At 59.1% G+C, this 15,003-nt stretch carries 17 protein-coding genes; 12 read left to right on the top strand and 5 right to left on the bottom strand.

Translation table 11 applies throughout. The features are described from left to right. The first annotated feature begins 38 nt into the window (after nucleotides 1-38). The 6 genes from AB1805_15195 (at nucleotide 39) to extKL (ending at nucleotide 5,758) form a co-directional block, all read left to right on the top strand. On the top strand, nucleotides 39-497 hold the full coding sequence (locus AB1805_15195; GenBank protein ID MEW5746774.1) for a nitrous oxide reductase accessory protein NosL: 459 nt from the start codon (nucleotides 39-41) through the stop codon (nucleotides 495-497). 4 nt (nucleotides 498-501) lie between these two features. Continuing rightward, nucleotides 502-1,026: a copper chaperone PCu(A)C gene (locus AB1805_15190; GenBank protein MEW5746773.1), complete on the top strand. Its 525-nt coding sequence runs from the start codon at nucleotides 502-504 to the stop codon at nucleotides 1,024-1,026. Between the two features lie 150 nt (nucleotides 1,027-1,176). Then, nucleotides 1,177-2,322: a hypothetical protein gene (locus AB1805_15185; GenBank protein ID MEW5746772.1), complete on the top strand. Its 1,146-nt coding sequence runs from the start codon at nucleotides 1,177-1,179 to the stop codon at nucleotides 2,320-2,322. An 89-nt stretch (nucleotides 2,323-2,411) separates the two neighbouring features. Then, nucleotides 2,412-3,608: an ABC transporter permease gene (locus tag AB1805_15180; protein ID MEW5746771.1), complete on the top strand. Its 1,197-nt coding sequence runs from the start codon at nucleotides 2,412-2,414 to the stop codon at nucleotides 3,606-3,608. 1 nt (nucleotide 3,609) lies between these two features. Next, nucleotides 3,610-4,287: an ABC transporter ATP-binding protein gene (locus tag AB1805_15175; protein MEW5746770.1), complete on the top strand. Its 678-nt coding sequence runs from the start codon at nucleotides 3,610-3,612 to the stop codon at nucleotides 4,285-4,287. A gap of 259 nt (nucleotides 4,288-4,546) precedes the next feature. After that, on the top strand, nucleotides 4,547-5,758 hold the full coding sequence (gene extKL, locus AB1805_15170; GenBank protein MEW5746769.1) for a multiheme c-type cytochrome (seleno)protein ExtKL: 1,212 nt from the start codon (nucleotides 4,547-4,549) through the stop codon (nucleotides 5,756-5,758). Between the two features lie 129 nt (nucleotides 5,759-5,887). On the opposite strand, the gene rsmA is transcribed toward extKL, so the two are convergent. The 4 genes from rsmA to AB1805_15150 all read right to left on the bottom strand — a co-directional run bounded on the left by rsmA (nucleotide 5,888) and on the right by AB1805_15150 (nucleotide 9,263). Further along, nucleotides 5,888-6,667, bottom strand: a complete 780-nt coding sequence (gene rsmA / locus AB1805_15165) for a 16S rRNA (adenine(1518)-N(6)/adenine(1519)-N(6))-dimethyltransferase RsmA (protein MEW5746768.1) — start codon at nucleotides 6,665-6,667, stop codon at nucleotides 5,888-5,890. A gap of 30 nt (nucleotides 6,668-6,697) precedes the next feature. Further along, nucleotides 6,698-7,825: a geranylgeranyl reductase family protein gene (locus AB1805_15160; GenBank protein ID MEW5746767.1), complete on the bottom strand. Its 1,128-nt coding sequence runs from the start codon at nucleotides 7,823-7,825 to the stop codon at nucleotides 6,698-6,700. Nucleotides 7,826-7,888: 63 nt separating this feature from the next. Beyond that, nucleotides 7,889-8,338 carry a universal stress protein gene (locus tag AB1805_15155; protein MEW5746766.1) on the bottom strand — a complete coding sequence of 150 codons (450 nt, stop codon included), beginning with the start codon at nucleotides 8,336-8,338 and terminating at the stop codon, nucleotides 7,889-7,891. Nucleotides 8,339-8,393: 55 nt separating this feature from the next. Continuing rightward, nucleotides 8,394-9,263, bottom strand: coding sequence for a type III pantothenate kinase (locus AB1805_15150; protein ID MEW5746765.1), 870 nt, complete (start codon nucleotides 9,261-9,263; stop codon nucleotides 8,394-8,396). Between the two features lie 214 nt (nucleotides 9,264-9,477). Between AB1805_15150 and AB1805_15145 the strand changes: the two genes are divergently transcribed. After that, nucleotides 9,478-9,738 (top strand): hypothetical protein, encoded by a 261-nt coding sequence (locus AB1805_15145; protein MEW5746764.1) that lies wholly within the window; start codon nucleotides 9,478-9,480, stop codon nucleotides 9,736-9,738. Next, complete coding sequence (locus AB1805_15140; GenBank protein MEW5746763.1) at nucleotides 9,735-10,370, top strand: exosortase C-terminal domain/associated protein EpsI; 636 nt, start codon at nucleotides 9,735-9,737, stop codon at nucleotides 10,368-10,370. Before AB1805_15145 ends, AB1805_15140 begins: the two co-directional genes overlap by 4 nt. A 163-nt stretch (nucleotides 10,371-10,533) precedes the next feature. Here the strand turns inward: AB1805_15140 and AB1805_15135 are convergent, their stop codons facing one another. Then, the gene (locus AB1805_15135) at nucleotides 10,534-11,610 is read right to left on the bottom strand and encodes a biotin--[acetyl-CoA-carboxylase] ligase (GenBank protein MEW5746762.1); all 1,077 of its coding nucleotides are present in this window, start codon (nucleotides 11,608-11,610) and stop codon (nucleotides 10,534-10,536) included. 214 nt (nucleotides 11,611-11,824) lie between these two features. On the opposite strand from AB1805_15135, the gene rpsL reads away from it, so the two are divergent. The 4 genes from rpsL to AB1805_15115 form a co-directional block, all read left to right on the top strand. After that, the gene (rpsL, locus tag AB1805_15130; protein MEW5746761.1) at nucleotides 11,825-12,196 is read left to right on the top strand and encodes a 30S ribosomal protein S12; all 372 of its coding nucleotides are present in this window, start codon (nucleotides 11,825-11,827) and stop codon (nucleotides 12,194-12,196) included. 71 nt (nucleotides 12,197-12,267) lie between these two features. Then, nucleotides 12,268-12,738, top strand: coding sequence for a 30S ribosomal protein S7 (gene rpsG, locus AB1805_15125; protein MEW5746760.1), 471 nt, complete (start codon nucleotides 12,268-12,270; stop codon nucleotides 12,736-12,738). Nucleotides 12,739-12,753: 15 nt separating this feature from the next. Then, complete coding sequence (gene fusA / locus AB1805_15120; GenBank protein MEW5746759.1) at nucleotides 12,754-14,832, top strand: elongation factor G; 2,079 nt, start codon at nucleotides 12,754-12,756, stop codon at nucleotides 14,830-14,832. A 57-nt stretch (nucleotides 14,833-14,889) separates the two neighbouring features. Beyond that, on the top strand, nucleotides 14,890-15,003 hold a 114-nt coding region (locus tag AB1805_15115), incomplete at its 3' end, for a GTP-binding protein (protein ID MEW5746758.1).

The following is a 15,003-nucleotide window of genomic DNA, read 5'->3' as shown; positions in this document are numbered from 1 at the left end:
GCACGCGCTTTATATATAAATGGTAAGGGGAGGCGCTTATGAAGGCACATCGCAAGGTCTGGCTGTTTCTCGTTATGATCCTGTCATGCATTTCCGCTATTCCTGTCCCGGCAGGGGCCGAGCCGGCATCCCCGGCGGTCTGTACGGCATGCAATATGTCGATCGAGGGGCAGAACAAGCGGTTCTCGGTGGTCGACACCAAGAGTACGGATAAGGTCGCTTTCGACGATATCGGCTGCGCTCTCCTCTGGAGGGCGGAGCAGTGCGCCACCAAGGAGCTCCAGTTCAACACCAATGCGGAGGTGTTCGACTTCTCCACCGGGGAGCCGGTCGCTATCGAGGCCGCCTCTTTCGTCGTCGATTCCGGGGTAAAGACCCCGATGGGATATGGCATTGTCGCATTCAAGGACAGACAGAGCGCCGAACGCTTTGTCGCCGAAACGGGAAAGGGGAGCGTGGTCCCCTACCGCACGCTCTCTCTTCCGAAAGGGCAATAGCGCGATGCATGACTCCGGGAGAACCCCGCGCTCCGGGCTTCGGGTCGCGGCAAGGCGTGCCCTTGCCCGGGGGGGCTTCCTTTTTGCGACGGCAGCGATCATCGCTGCTGCAGCTCTTGCAGGGTGCGGAAGGGGTTCCCAGCAGGGAGCTCCGCAGATAACTATCGAGGCGCAGGAGGCGGTCCTCTCGCCGGTCTTCCTCGGTGTCGGCTCTGTCTTCATGAGGATCAGGAATTCGGGTGAGGGCGACGATATGCTCCTCGGTGCGCAGGCGGACTTCCCCGGCGCCCGCGTGGAGCTGCACGATACGAGGGAGGGGAAGATGGTCAAGAGGGAGGAGATCCCGGTCCCGGCAGGGGAGACGGTCGAGCTGAAGCCAGGGGGCCTCCACCTCATGATCTTCAAGATGTCGAGAGACCTGAAGAGCGGGCACGAGTTCATGCTCACCTTGTCTTTCCGGAAGACGGGGCCCCTTACGGTGCCGGTGAGGCTCTCGGCGGGAAAGTCCCGTATCGGTTCCAGGGAATAAAGCTAAACCCAAAATTTCAGGTTGACTTTAGTCCAGAGGTGAGTTAATGTCAATAACGCAGAGCATCTTTGCAGCAGACAGTGCAGCACCACCCTTCACTCTTGCATGATGACCGGGTGAACGAATAATAATTCCAAAGGGGAGGAAGTAATGCAAAAACGTTTTCTGGCGGTTCTGGGGGTAATGGTAATGGCGTTTGCCGGGTATCTCGCGTTCAGCGTTATCGACGCGAAGACGCCGGTGGCGACAGCGGCGAAGAAGACCTATTCGTCGGTTATTTATGTAGCGGGTATGGGCGGTCATTTCGCCAAAGCCGATGTTACCATCGATCCCAATAACGCTGAAGACCCGATAAAGGTCACCGCCCTCGACAAGATCGACATCGGCACGAAGGCAACCCATGCAACACATGACGCGCGCATCGATGTCAATGATCGGAACGTCATGTTCTGGTCCACCTACAAGCTCGACCCCGACGGCAAGCAGCATGTCGGGAAGACCGACCTGAAGACCGGCGCCGTGATCAAGGACGTCGCCATGGACCCCGACAAGAGGGCGACCGGCGGCGAAAAGAAGATGCCGCTCTACTGCGCTTCGGGACAGACCAAGAGTTCCTTCCTGCCGGTGTTCATGGGCGCCGAGGGGTATGTGGATGTTTTCGACAAGAAGGACCTGAAGCTCAAGCACCGCATGTTCGTGAGCGATATCGGCTACAAGGACCCCGACTCCTACCTCTTCGTACACGGCATCAACTCGAACGACATGAAGAAGTTCGTCGTCGTCCTCAACCAGAAGAGCGAGGGGAAACCGAACGGCAAGGTAGACTTCGTCATGGTCGATCTCCCGGCGCTCGAGAAGGGCACGTGGAAGGTGCTCGCCAGGGCGACCCACACGGGAGAGCCGAAAAAGACGCTCACCTTCAGGCAGTATTTCACCAGTGACGATAAGTATCTCTACCAGTCCGCAGGCGACCGGGTATGGCTGCTCGATGCAAAGACGCTCAAGCTCGTCGACGAGAAGATGATCCCCAACAGCGGCGAGGTGCATGACGCGATGCCGACCCCCGACGATAAATACGCGGTGCTGACGGTCAGGAGCACGGCCGAAGCCTGCGACGTCGAGGGGAAGCCGATACCCGGCAAGACCATCATGGACGGCGTGGTGATGCTTTACGATGCAGGAGAGAAGAAGATCGTGGGCAAGTCGGTTTCGGTCTGCTTTGCCTGCCACAAGGAGATGGGGCTCGGCGACAAGCCGGCGACCCTCTGCGGCCTGGACGCCAACTACAGGAAGTAGCCGCCGTACCTTTCCTTATCCCTATTCTTTCTATGCGGCCTGATGAGCCGCATAGAAAGAATAGGCCGAATCCTTTATAATACGACTCTATGGCTCAGGAATTCACCCTGCTTTCCGTCGCCGCGAGGAATGTGAAGAGGAAGCCCTTGCGGACGACGATCCTGATCGTCGCGATCGGGCTGCTCGTTGCACTCCTCGTCTTCGCCCTCTCGTTCATCCGGCGTGTCGATTCGAGCATACGGCTCGCCTCTGAACGCCTCGGAGCGGACCTGCTCATCCTGCCGACCGGCTCGCGCGGCGCTGCAGAGGACTTCCTGCTCGAAAACGAGGTGAAGTCGTTCCTCATGGACCGCGCTGTCATCGAGCGGATACGAAAGATCGACGGCATCGCCGCGGTCTCGCCCCAGATCTATCTCACCACCATCGCCGGGGTCTGCTGCGATGTGCCGGACGCGGTAGTCATCGCCTTCGACCAGGAGACGGACTTCGTCGTCAATCCCTGGCTTCCCAAAAAACTGGGACGCCGCCTCCAGAAGGGCGAGGCGATCGTCGGCAGCGAGTCTGCCTTCAATATCGATATCGGCGCGATGGAGGTCGACAGCATCCTCTTCGGCAGCATCTTCAAAATGGTCGGCGTCCTCGAAAAGACCGGGACCGGGCTCGATTACGCCATCTTCATCGATCAAGCGAACATCGACGACATCCTCAAGCAGGGCAAGGCGAAGATAAGGCCGGGAGAGATATCGATCGTCTTCGCGAAAGTGAAGAAGGGACAGGACCCCCGGAAGGTGGCCGGCCTCATCGAGGACTCGATCATCGAGGTCGACGCCGTGGCCCGGAAGGACCTCGGGAAGGGTGTGCTCGACACCCTGGCGGATATCAACCGCGTCTTCTCCGTTACGGTAGTGCTCGCTGCCGTGCTCTCCGTGTTCCTGGCATGGGCGGTCTTCTCGGCGGTAGCCAACGAGCGGGCCCGGGAGGTCGGCATCATGCGGGCCATAGGCGCGAGAGAGTCCCAGGTCGTGAAGCTCTTCCTCATCGAGATACTCATCATAGGAGGCATAGGCAGTATAGCGGGGATCGGGGCGGGGACATCGCTCTCGATGCTGCTGGCGAAGGGCTTCTCGATCATGAAGCATGTGACGACCGATCTCGGCTCCCTCGAGAGAGCGGCGATCGCCCTGTTCGGACTCCTGATCGGGACAGGGGTCTGCGTCGTCGGTGCGGTAGCGCCCCTGCAGCGGCTCAAGCGCATGGAGCCGCTCGCCGCGATGAAGGGTGAATGACGTGGACCAGCTCAGCATCGAGAGCGTGACCAAGACCTATCCGGTCGACCGCGAAGCCATCACGGCGGTGCGCGGGGTCTCGCTCGCCGTGGGCAAGGGAGAGTTCGTATCTGTCGTGGGCCATTCCGGTTCCGGCAAGACGACACTGCTCTCGATGATCGGCGGCATGACAGCGCCCACATCGGGCAGGGTCCTTTTCGAGGGGAGGGATATCTATCGCTTTACGAGCGATGAGCTTTCGGCATACCGGTGCGAGAAGGTCGGGTTCATGTTCCAGTTTGCGAGCCTCCTGCCGATGCTGACGGCCCGTGAGAACGTCCTGCTGCCGCTCGTCTTCATGCCCGGCGGGACCGGCGCTCAGGCGCATGATAAAGCGGTGGGGCTTCTGGAGAGGGTAGGGCTCGGCGACAAGGTAAACGCTTACCCCTCGCAGCTGTCGGGCGGCCAGCAGCGGCGCGTCGCCATAGCGCGGGCGTTCATGAACGACCCCGAGATCATCCTCGCCGACGAGCCGACGGGTGACCTGGACGAGGCGACGGAAGCCGAAATGGTGAGGTTCTTCAAGGCGATGAACGAGGAGCGGGGCATCACCTTCATCATGATCACCCATAATACCGATCTCGCGCGCCTGGCAGGGCGGCAGCTCCGTATGAGCAACGGGGCGCTCGGACCGGTCTGAGCGCCTCCCCGGCCACTCCTATCGCCTCCGGCGCCGGTTTGCCGGTGCCCGCTGAACCTGGCGCTGTCAGATGACCTGATAATTCTCTCTTTCCCCTTTAAAGTTGCCGCTTCCCTGTGGTATAACTTATAAGTAAGTAGCACGCAATAAAGAGACGCGTTCTGCTTCAGTCTCGTAAAGAAGAGGAAGAAAGGAGGGTCTGAGGGAGAGATTTCAGGAGGGGGTCAGTAGAAACCAGGGTGTATCCAAAGGAGGAGGTATGAGAGTAGCATTAGTGATGCTCGCTGTTCTCTTGATCGTTTTGCCTTTGACAGCGAACGCAGAGAAGGCGAAGACCATCGACGAGCTGGCCAAAATGTACGACTCATCCGGCTGTAAGGGGTGCCATGCGGAAATCTACGCTCAGTGGGAGAAATCGCACCACGCCAGACCGCTTATGGGGGTAAAAGGCGGATTGATGCTGACGCCCCTTGCATTGAAAAAAGGGGAGAAAGGCAGCACGGCTTTTTCTGAGGATGACCCGAAGAAGATGACGATCAAGAATTTTCCCTGCTTCAAGTGCCATCTTCCTCAAGCTATCACCTCTGCCGAGGACTCGGTCGCGGTCGAATTGACCGAGGCCTTGCTCGCAAAGGATTCAGCCAAAGTCGCGAAACTCCAGATCACCTGCACCGTCTGCCATAATACCAAGGCGATTATTCACAAGCGGGAGCTCGGCGAGCCGGAGAAGGGGGTCCTTTACAGTACAAGGGATATCGCGTCCCATCCCGACAAGACATTCACGAAGGTCAAGAAGAGCGCTATCTTCAGCGACTCGGTCTACTGCGGTCAGTGCCACGGACTCGGTCCTAATCTCGAGTTCGATCAGGCATTCCAGTGCGCCAACCTCTACGGGAGCTATCTCCACAACTATGTATCCAACGGCGGGACAAAGACGTGCCAGGAGTGTCATATGCAAAAGGGGGATCACCTTATCGCCCCGAATTTCAATGACGACAAACAGACTTCCCAGCTTCTGGCCAATGCCATCAATCTCGATGTCCAGGCGTACGCGTATGAGTGGCTGAGGAAAGCAAACACGTACTTCCCCAAGATCGTGGTGAACACGAGGATCAATACGACCGCGGGCCACAGGATACCCGACGGTTGACCGTCCCATAACAGAGTGGTCATGGTAGTGACCGCAAAGTCGTCGGACGGCAAAGAGATCGGCAAGGTTGAACGGCATTTCCATCCTCAGGCGACGAACTGTCGCGACATGAAGATGAAGTACGGCGCCCAGTGGAAAGTTGCGAACCTGCGCGACACCAGCCTGCAGCCCCTTCAGACCAAAGTGGAGACCGTCGAGTTCGATCTTCCGGAAGGAGTAAAGGCTGCGGATGTCACCGTAGACCTCGTCTACGAGGCAGTCAACCCCGACAACAAATATCCTATTCATTCGGTAACCAAGAAAGTATCTCTGGATAAGTAGAACGGTAGAACGCATGATGAACGGCTATGCCTTGCACAAGGCATAGCCGTTCATGCTGTTTTGTGCAGGCGGTGTATCCCTTTTCCCATGATCTGCATGGTAATTGCGGATACTCCGGGGAGAATGATGTTAACGATGCGGAGCCCGGTCTGCAAGGAGATCCGCGAGCTTCGCAAATTCCTCGATGCTCAATGTTTCAGCCCTCCTGGCAGGATCGATCCCTGCCTCAATGAGCACGTCCCGTACATCCTTCGCGAGCGGTTTCAACGCATTCGAGAGGGTCTTCCTCCGCTGCGAGAAGGCGGTCTTGACGGTCCTGAAGAAGAGCCGCTCGTCCCTGACCCGCACGCGGGGAGTCTTCCTGATCGTCATATGGATGACCGCGGAGTCGACCTTCGGCGCCGGTCTGAAGGCGCTGCGGGGAATGATGAACGCGATCCGCGGGTCTGCATAGAACTGCACGCCGAGGGAAAGCACGCCGTAGTCCTTGGTGTTCGGACCCGCAACGATGCGTTCGGCCACCTCTTTCTGTATGGTGAGCGTCATCGAGACGAGCTGCTCCTTCGCCTCGAGGAGCCTGAAGATGATCGGGGTGGTGATATAGTAGGGGATATTGGCGACGACCTTGAACGGACCGAGCTCCTCGTACGCATAGGTGAGGGCATCGCCGAAGACGAGCGTCACCGCTTCCGGCAGCTGCGGGTCCTCGCTCAATTTCTGGTAAAGGTCGGGGTCGAGCTCTATGGCGACCACTCTGCGGGCCCTCTGCGCAAGCAGCCTGGTCAGGCTGCCATGGCCCGGACCGATCTCGACCACCGTATCGTCCGCGGCGATATCCGCTGCCTCGACGATCTTCGTCAGGATCGCCGGGTCGAAGAGAAAGTTCTGTCCGAGATGTTTTTTTGCCATAGAGGAGGATTATTGGGGGTAAAGAATTATCTAACCCGCAATCAGGTGCTTGAAGACGTTCATATATGAGACGAGAGGATTCTTGTCCTTTCGTTTATGGAGCCAGAGTTTTACGGCGAGCTCCTGGATATCGGCGTTTTTGTGAAGGGCGACCCACTTCTCGATCGTCGCGTTGCTTTTGAAGAGATGCTTCCGCACCCTGTTCATGAAGAGAAAGCGGGCTCTGAAGCGGCTGTTCCATAGTTTTCCGTATGCCGCGGGATTCCGCTCGATGAGCGCACGCGCAGCGAACTCCCCGGACTTCATGGCGTAGTAAATCCCCTCATAGGTCACCGGCATGACGGCGCCGGCGGCGTCGCCCGCAAAAAGGATATTGTTGATGCTGAAGGGAGTCCCTTTCCAGACGGGTATCCTGAAGGCCCGGGTCTTCTCGAGGACGCCTTTCCCGGCGAGGCTCTGCAGGGAGTCGCTGTAGCGCCGCCTGACGAAGGCGTCGAGCAGCGTCGTGAGTCCCCGCGGCGTGCTGCTGCCGGTGCCGACCGAGGCGTACCCCCGGGACGGAAACACCCAGGAGTAGAAATTCGCGGCATGCTCCTCCCCGAACCAGAACTCGCAGACCTTTCCCTGGGACGGTACAACACGGGCGCTTATCGTATAGAGGAAGTCCTGCTTCAGGGCTCCTGCTGCAGCGGCAACGCGGGAGGTTATGCCGTCAGAGGCGATGACATAGTCTGAGGCGATGGCGAGCTCTCTGCCGTCCTGGCGTCTCCTGACGAGGGAGACGATCGGTGTCCCGACCGTCTCGAAACGGTCGAACGCTCCCTCTATGATATGGGCGCCCTTCTGCCCTGCCTGGTCTCTGAGCGACCTGTCGAGGACGCCCCGCTCCGCAATGCAGATCCACCCCCCTTTCAGCTCCACGTCGACCGTCTCGCCCCGCGGGGAGACGATCCGTACGGTGCTTATCTCGTTGGTGACGGCGTCTCTCGGGATATCCAGCTCGTCGAAGGCAGAGGAGGGGATGCCGCCGCCGCAGGGCTTCTTATAGGAAAGGTCGCGCTCCACGAGCACGGTATCGACGCCGCTGCCGGCCAGAAACTTTGCCGCCGTAGCGCCTGCAGGACCGCCGCCGATGATCAACACCTTGGTTCGCAGCATCGCTCAACCGAAGAAGAGGCCGGTAAAGGACGCCCCCTGCCTCCCCACGCCATACGGCGTCCCTTATTTCTGTTCCTCTCCCCGCACGGTCAGCACCGGACACGGCGCATAGCGCACCACCTTTTCCGCGGTACTGCCGAAGAGGAACCGGTCGAGCCCCTTTCTGCCGTGGGTGCCGATGACAATCAGGTCTATCTTGTTCTCCCGGGCGAAGTGCAGGATCTCTTCATACGGCACCCCGCGGAGCACCGCATACTCCACCTCTTTGATGTCCCGCCGCAGCTCCACGCCGAAATTCTCGAGCTGCTTCCGCGCTCCTGCCTCGAGCTCCTTGTACATTTCATCGACCGAGACGTGGGGGACATAGAGGCCGGAGGCGGTGGCGATGTCGTAGACGACATGCAGCATGTAGAGCTTCGCTCCGCAGTTCTTCGCATAATCGACGGCGTGAGGCAGGGCGCTCAGGGCGCCTTCGGAAAAATCGGTGGGAAAAAGAATTCTCCTGGTCAGCATTGCTGGTATCCTCCCTTTGAAATATGGTATCACCACCGCTGAAGAAGCGCATCCCTCAGCGTACGTCTCTCCCGGCAGAAGTCTGCGACTGCTCGTTACGGCGCTGTTCCCTGTGCATCACATAAAGCAGGCGCATTCCCTCGAAGATCAGCGCGGGCGCCACCCGGTGCTTCCGCCGCAGCAGGGGCGAAAGCATCGCCGCATTGCCGCCTGTCAGGATTAATTCTACCGCATACCCCAGCTCTTTCTCTATCCCCTCAATGAGATATTCGACAGCCCCGGCGGTCCCGTTAATAATACCAGATGTCATTGCTGCAGCGGTATCCCTGCCGAGGGCGGCCTTCGGACGCGTCAGGGAGATGAGCGGGAGCCTTGCCGTGCCGGTGTGGAGCGACTGCTGCATAAGGCGGATGCCGGGGAGGATGGCGCCGCCAAGAAAGCGGGGGCCCTTGCCGACAACGGTTACGGTGGTCGCGGTCCCGAAATCGATGACCGCCACCGGCGCCCCGACTATCCCCCAGCCCGCCACGGCAGTGGCGATCCGGTCGGCTCCTGTCTTCTCAGGATGCCTGACGCCGAACGAGAGCCCGCTCTCGAGCCGGGCGGTAACTGCGAGCGGCTGCTCACCGCAGAGCGCGGTGAGCGCTTCGGCCATAGGCCCGGTAAGCGCGGGCACTACGGAAGAGAGCACGGCGCTGACCGGGCTTTTCCCGGACGCGCTCCGCGCGGTGCGGGACGATGGCGCCGCCTCGTTGATGAGGGCCGCAACGATTCTTCTGTACGCTGCCGCGCTCCCGGCGGTCCTGCCGGCTCTGGTGGTGGGAGGGACGGGAACCTTTCTCACGATAAGGCGGCTGCTTCTTTCGGGGTTCGTGAAGAGGCCGATACCGATCGTCGAATTGCCGATGTCTACCGCAATGAGCATCGCCGTCCCCTTCTCCTCCTCCCCCTCTCACTCTGTGAGACGCTCTAAAAATAATACGACACTATCGGCGCATTACAAAGCTTTTTATTGTACCTCACCCTCCGGGACAATAGCTATCGGCAGCTCGCCTCCAGGTGAACAGGGGCCGAAAGAAAGAATTGTGCAACGGCGCAATGCCTACTATAATTTTAGAATGGATAGCGTGGAGCAGGCTGTGCATCAGACCCTTCCGGAAAATTTGAGGAGAAACGCGGGATGCCTGACTATTACCCTCGCGCTCCTGGGGAGCATCTATTATTCCATCGTGCCCTTGATGGTAAAGCAGTGGTACGACGCCTCCACCTATTCGCACGGCTTCCTCGTGCCGGTCATCGCCGGGGGGGGCTTCCATGAGTTTGCAGGTCTGGCGGTCTTCGGTCTCGCCCTGGCGCTGCTGATCGGCTGCTCCATCCTCCTGAGAGGGCGGCGCAGATGATACCGCGGTGGAGATTTATCCTAGTCTTTGCTCTCCTCGCAGGAACGACGCTCTTCCTCCATCTCCACGAGGATGTTGCGGTCCCGATAAACAGGCCTTTTGCCGAACTCCCCCGGCACCACCGGGAGTGGCGCATGGTGTCGCAATCCTCGTTCAGTACGAACGTGCTCAAAGTGCTGAAGCCTACCGACTACATTTATAGAGTGTACGTCAACGGGGACGGTGTTCCCGTCCATATATATGTCGGCTATCACAGCGGCGGCAAGGAGAGCGGGGGCATCCACTCCCCGAAGCACTGCATGCCCGGCAGCGGGTGGTACCAGGCTGCCGAGGAGCGGGTCGCGGTGGACCTCGGCGGGCAGAGCCGTGTGCGACTGGTGAAGGCGGTTTACCAGAAGGGCGGCGACAGCGAGCTCTTCCTCTATTGGTTCCAGGTAAAGGACCGGGCGCTCTCCGACGAGTATTCCCTCAAGCTCTACGAAATCGTGAACTCGATGCTGTACAGCCGGAGAGAGTCCGCATTCATCAGGGTCTCCGTTCCTTTCAATGCCGACAGGGAGAGCGCCTATGCAGCCGGCGTAGCCTTCATACGGGACTTCTACCCGCTCATCATGGAATTTCTGCCGAGGTAAGGCAAGTAAGAAGTGAGAAGTAAGAAGAAGGGGGAGCTTAGGGGAGTTCTTTTATTCTGGCTCCCCGAAGCGGGTCTGCGCGAAGGGTCGCTCCGACTGGCTCCTGAGTTCTGAATCTTGTCTTCACTTCCTACTTCTCACTTCTTACTTCTTGCTTGTCTTTTTACCTCAGGATGGTGATATCTCCTGCGCTTATTTTTCGCAGCGCAGGGGGCGCCTCTCCGCCGGTGTCCTCTCTGACGAGGAGCATGCCCTCCTCATCGATATCCTCGGCGATGCCCGTCAGGACCTCATCGTTCAGTACGACACGGACCGCCCTGCCGATGGTCGAGGACATCCGCCGCCATGCTGCGGTTATCGGTCCTCTGCCCTCTCTCACGAGAAGACCGTACCAGCGGTCGAGCTCTTCGAGCAGCTCTACGGCGAAGGGGGTCCTCATACGGGGCGCTCCAGCCTCGATGCTCACCGAGGTCGCCGTATCCTTGATATCGTCCGGCATATCATCGTGCTCGAGGTTGATGTTTATCCCTATGCCGATGACGGCGTGAAAGATGCGGTCCATGTCGGCTTTTATCTCGGTCAGGATCCCTCCCAGCTTCTTGCCCCGCACCATGAGATCGTTGGGCCATTTTATGCTCACCGGGAGATGCGTTCTGGTTCTCATCGCGGCTGTTGCGGCGACGGCGGTCATGAGCGTGAGGAGCGTCGCGTCCCGGGGAGAGAGCGCCGGCCGCACGATAACGCTCATATAAAGGTTCTTTCCCGGCGGCGAAAGCCACGTACGCCCGCGCCGTCCCCTGCCGCCGGTCTGGCTGTCGGCGATCACCACGGTCCCTTCGGCTGCACCGGCTCCGGCCAGTTCGGCGGCGAGGGTGTTGGTCGAATCTGCGGCGCTGTAGAAAAGAACCTCCCGCCCGATGACCCGCTCCCTGCCCGACAGGGCGTTGCGGAGATCCTCGACGGAGAGGTCGGGCGACCGGACGAGGCGATAGCCCCGTGCCGCCGATGTCTCGAAGACATACCCGTTTCTCTTGAGAGCGGTGATCTTCTTCCAGACCGCCGCCCTCGTGACGCCGAGCTCCCGGGCGACTTCCTCGCCCGAGAGAAAGCCCTGCCGCTCCCTGAAGAGGCGGATCACGGTCTCGTTGTTTATCTTGCTGCCCATGAGCGTGCGAAGAGAGATAAGAGATAAATGATTAATGATGCTGCCGCCGCTGCGGTAACTGCCTGGTGCGGGCACGGTAATCGCTCCCGACGGGAGAAGTATAGCATACGGAGCACCTCTTTATTTTTTTGAAAATATGTGTTATATTTCTCTTTCCTAGTGCCGCGTGCCGTTTTCATCAAGCGTGCTCGTTAGTGCTTGACAAAGAAAGAATTCTCTGGTAAGCTTAACAGGTTTTCCGATAAATCGGAGATTTTATTTATCAATAGCTTAATGCATTGGAGGAAAGGTGCCGACAATCGCACAACTGGTAAGGAATGGGCGCAAGAAGGTTGAGAAGAAGACGAAGAGCCCTGCGCTGAAGAGCTGCCCGCAGAAGCGCGGCGTTTGTACGAGGGTGTATACCACGACCCCGAAGAAGCCGAACTCGGCGCTGCGGAAAGTGGCGAGAGTGCGGCTCACGAACGGTATGGAAGTCACCGCGTATATCCCGGGCGTCGGCCACAACCTTCAGGAGCACTCGATCGTATTGATCAGGGGCGGCAGGGTCAAGGACCTTCCCGGTGTGAGATACCATATCCTGAGAGGCGCCCTCGACTGCGCGGGCGTGGCGGACCGGAAGCAGGGCCGTTCCAAGTACGGGGCGAAGAGGCCGAAATAGTACACCATTACAGTCTACCCGCAGTGCCTCGCTGAGGCCGCTGTGAGGAACCGATTCGGGAGCGATAGAGCATGGCAAGAAGAAGAGTACCAGAAAAGAGAGAGATTTTACCGGACCCGAAGTTCAGCAGCAAGCTGGTGAGCAGGTTCATCACCGTGCTGCTCAAGGACGGCAAGAGGGCGACGGCCGAACGGATATGCTACGGCGCCTTCGATATCCTCAAGGATAAGACCGGGTCCGACCCGTTGAAGGTATTCAAGACCGCGGTGGAGAACGTAAAGCCGCTCCTCGAGGTGAAGCCGAGAAGGGTGGGCGGCGCCACCTATCAGGTCCCGATGGAAGTGCGGCCGCAGCGGAAGATCGCGCTGGCCCTGCGGTGGATCACGAGCTACGCCCGGAACCGCAAAGAGACCACGATGCGCGAGCGCATCGCCGGCGAGCTGCTGGACGCCTACAACAATACCGGCGCCTCCATAAAGAAAAAGGAAGATACGCATAAAATGGCAGAAGCGAACAGGGCTTTTGCTCACTACAGGTGGTAAGGAGAGTTTCTACTGATGTCACGGTTTCCATTAGAAAGGATGCGCAATATCGGCATCATGGCGCATATCGATGCCGGTAAGACGACGACGACCGAGCGCATACTCTATTATACGGGTGTTACCTATAAGATCGGCGAGGTCCATGAGGGTACGGCGGTCATGGACTGGATGGTCCAGGAGCAGGAGCGGGGCATTACCATAACCTCGGCTGCGACGACTTGCACCTGGAAGGATCACCAGATAAATATCATCGATACGCCGGGCCATGTCGATTTCACCATCGAGGTCGAGCGCTCCCTGAGGGTGCTCGACGGCGCCGTGGCGGCCTTCGACGCCGTCGCCGGGGTCGAGCCCCAGTCCGAGACGGTCTGGAGGCAGGCCACGAAGTACGGCGTGCCGCGTATCGCCTTCATGAATAAAATGGACCGGGTGGGGGCCGATTTCTATATGGCCGTCGAGAGCATGGTCGAGAAGCTCGGCGCGCGGCCCGTTCCCATCCAGATCCCCATCGGAAGCGAAGATAAATTGAGAGGCTCGGTCGATCTCGTGACGATGAAGGGCTTCTTCTTCGATGACGAGACCCTCGGCGCTAAATACGTCGAAGGCGATATACCCGCCGAGCTTGCCGGCAAGGCGAAAGAGTACAGGGACAAGATGCTCGAGGCGCTCGCGGATGTCGATGAGGGGATCATGGAGAAGTACCTCTCGGGCGAGGAGCCCTCGGCTGCCGAGATAAAGAAGGCCATCCGGAAGGGGACGGTCAGCCTCGAGATCACTCCCGTGGTCTGCGGTTCGGCGTTCAAGAACAAGGGCGTGCAGCTCCTGCTCGACGCCATTGTCGATTACCTTCCCTCGCCGCTCGATGTCCCGCCCATCAAAGGGATCAATCCGGACAATGACGCCGAGGTCGAGCGCCGTGCGTCCGATGACGAGCCTTTTTCTGCTCTGGCCTTCAAGATCATGACCGACCCCTTTGTGGGGCAGCTCACCTTTGTCCGGGTCTATTCGGGCGTGCTGAGCGCGGGCTCCTACGTCTACAACTCGAAGAAGGACGCGAAGGAGAGGATCGGCAGGCTGCTGAAGATGCACGCCAACAAACGGGAAGAGATAAAGGAAGTGCGGGCGGGCGATATCGCGGCGGTCGTGGGCCTGAAGAACACGCTCACCGGCGATACCCTCTGCGACGAAAATAACCCCGTCGTTCTCGAGTCGATCGAGTTCCCGGAGCCGGTCATCTCCGTCGCCATCGAGCCGAAGACCAAGGCGGACCAGGAAAAGCTCTCCCTCTCCCTGGGCAAGCTCGCCCAGGAGGACCCCTCGTTCAGGGTCTCCTACGACGAGGAGACGGGCCAGACGATCATCGCGGGCATGGGTGAGCTCCACCTCGAGATCATCGTCGACCGCCTGCTGCGGGAGTTCAAGGTGGGCGCCAATGTCGGCAAGCCCCAGGTCGCCTATAAGGAGACGATCAGGAACGCCGCGAAGGTCGAAGGAAAGTTCGTCAGGCAGTCCGGAGGCCGCGGTCAGTACGGCCATGTCTGGATCGATATCGAGCCGCTCGAGCGGGGCAAGGGATTCGAGTTCGTCAACAAGATCGTGGGCGGCGCGATCCCGAGAGAGTACATCCCCGCGGTCGAGAAGGGCGTGAAAGAGGCTATGGACGGCGGCGTGCTGGCGGGCTATCCGCTGGTCGATGCGAAAGTGACGCTGATCGACGGCTCCTATCACGAGGTCGACTCTTCGGAAATGGCCTTCAAGATCGCCGGCTCGATGGCGCTGAAGGAGGGGGCTAAGAAGGCGCAGCTCTCGCTGCTCGAGCCGATCATGAGCGTCGAGGTCGTCACCCCCGAGGAGTATATGGGCGATGTGATCGGCGACCTCAATTCCCGGCGCGGCAAGGTCCAATCGATGGAGAAGAGGGGCAGCGCGCAGGTGATCAAGGCGATGGTCCCGCTTTCGGAGATGTTCGGCTACGCCACGGACCTCAGGTCCAAGACCCAGGGAAGGGCGAACTACACCATGCAGTTCTCTCATTATGAAGACGTGCCGAAGAATATCATGGAATCAATAGTCGCCAAGGTAAAGGGCGCATAACGATCATATATTACGGTTTTCTCGAGATTGGGATAAAAGGTTACGCAAGGAGGAGATATGGCGAAGGCAAAATTTGAGAGGGTAAAGCCGCATGTGAATGTGGGGACGATCGGGCATGTAGACCACGGCAAGACGACCTTGACGGCGGCGATCACGAAAGTATTAGCCATG

This window comes from Nitrospirota bacterium, from assembly GCA_040752355.1.
In the GTDB taxonomy this organism is placed as follows: Bacteria; Nitrospirota; Thermodesulfovibrionia; order Thermodesulfovibrionales; family Dissulfurispiraceae; genus JBFMCP01.
The sequence above is the reverse complement of the archived record's forward strand: the minus strand, read 5'-3'. Positions and strand labels throughout refer to the sequence as shown.

Excerpts from the sequence above, each read along its gene's own strand:
- AB1805_15195 (MEW5746774.1), top strand. The coding sequence starts at position 39 with ATGAAGGCACATCGCAAGGTCTGGCTGTTTCTCGTTATGATCCTGTCA.
- AB1805_15190 (MEW5746773.1), top strand. The coding sequence starts at position 502 with ATGCATGACTCCGGGAGAACCCCGCGCTCCGGGCTTCGGGTCGCGGCA.
- AB1805_15185 (MEW5746772.1), top strand. The coding sequence starts at position 1,177 with ATGCAAAAACGTTTTCTGGCGGTTCTGGGGGTAATGGTAATGGCGTTT.
- AB1805_15180 (MEW5746771.1), top strand. The coding sequence starts at position 2,412 with ATGGCTCAGGAATTCACCCTGCTTTCCGTCGCCGCGAGGAATGTGAAG.
- rsmA (MEW5746768.1), bottom strand. The coding sequence starts at position 6,667 with ATGGCAAAAAAACATCTCGGACAGAACTTTCTCTTCGACCCGGCGATC.
- AB1805_15160 (MEW5746767.1), bottom strand. The coding sequence starts at position 7,825 with ATGCTGCGAACCAAGGTGTTGATCATCGGCGGCGGTCCTGCAGGCGCT.
- AB1805_15155 (MEW5746766.1), bottom strand. The coding sequence starts at position 8,338 with ATGCTGACCAGGAGAATTCTTTTTCCCACCGATTTTTCCGAAGGCGCC.
- AB1805_15150 (MEW5746765.1), bottom strand. The coding sequence starts at position 9,263 with ATGCTCATTGCGGTAGACATCGGCAATTCGACGATCGGTATCGGCCTC.
- AB1805_15140 (MEW5746763.1), top strand. The coding sequence starts at position 9,735 with ATGATACCGCGGTGGAGATTTATCCTAGTCTTTGCTCTCCTCGCAGGA.
- rpsG (MEW5746760.1), top strand. The coding sequence starts at position 12,268 with ATGGCAAGAAGAAGAGTACCAGAAAAGAGAGAGATTTTACCGGACCCG.
- fusA (MEW5746759.1), top strand. The coding sequence starts at position 12,754 with ATGTCACGGTTTCCATTAGAAAGGATGCGCAATATCGGCATCATGGCG.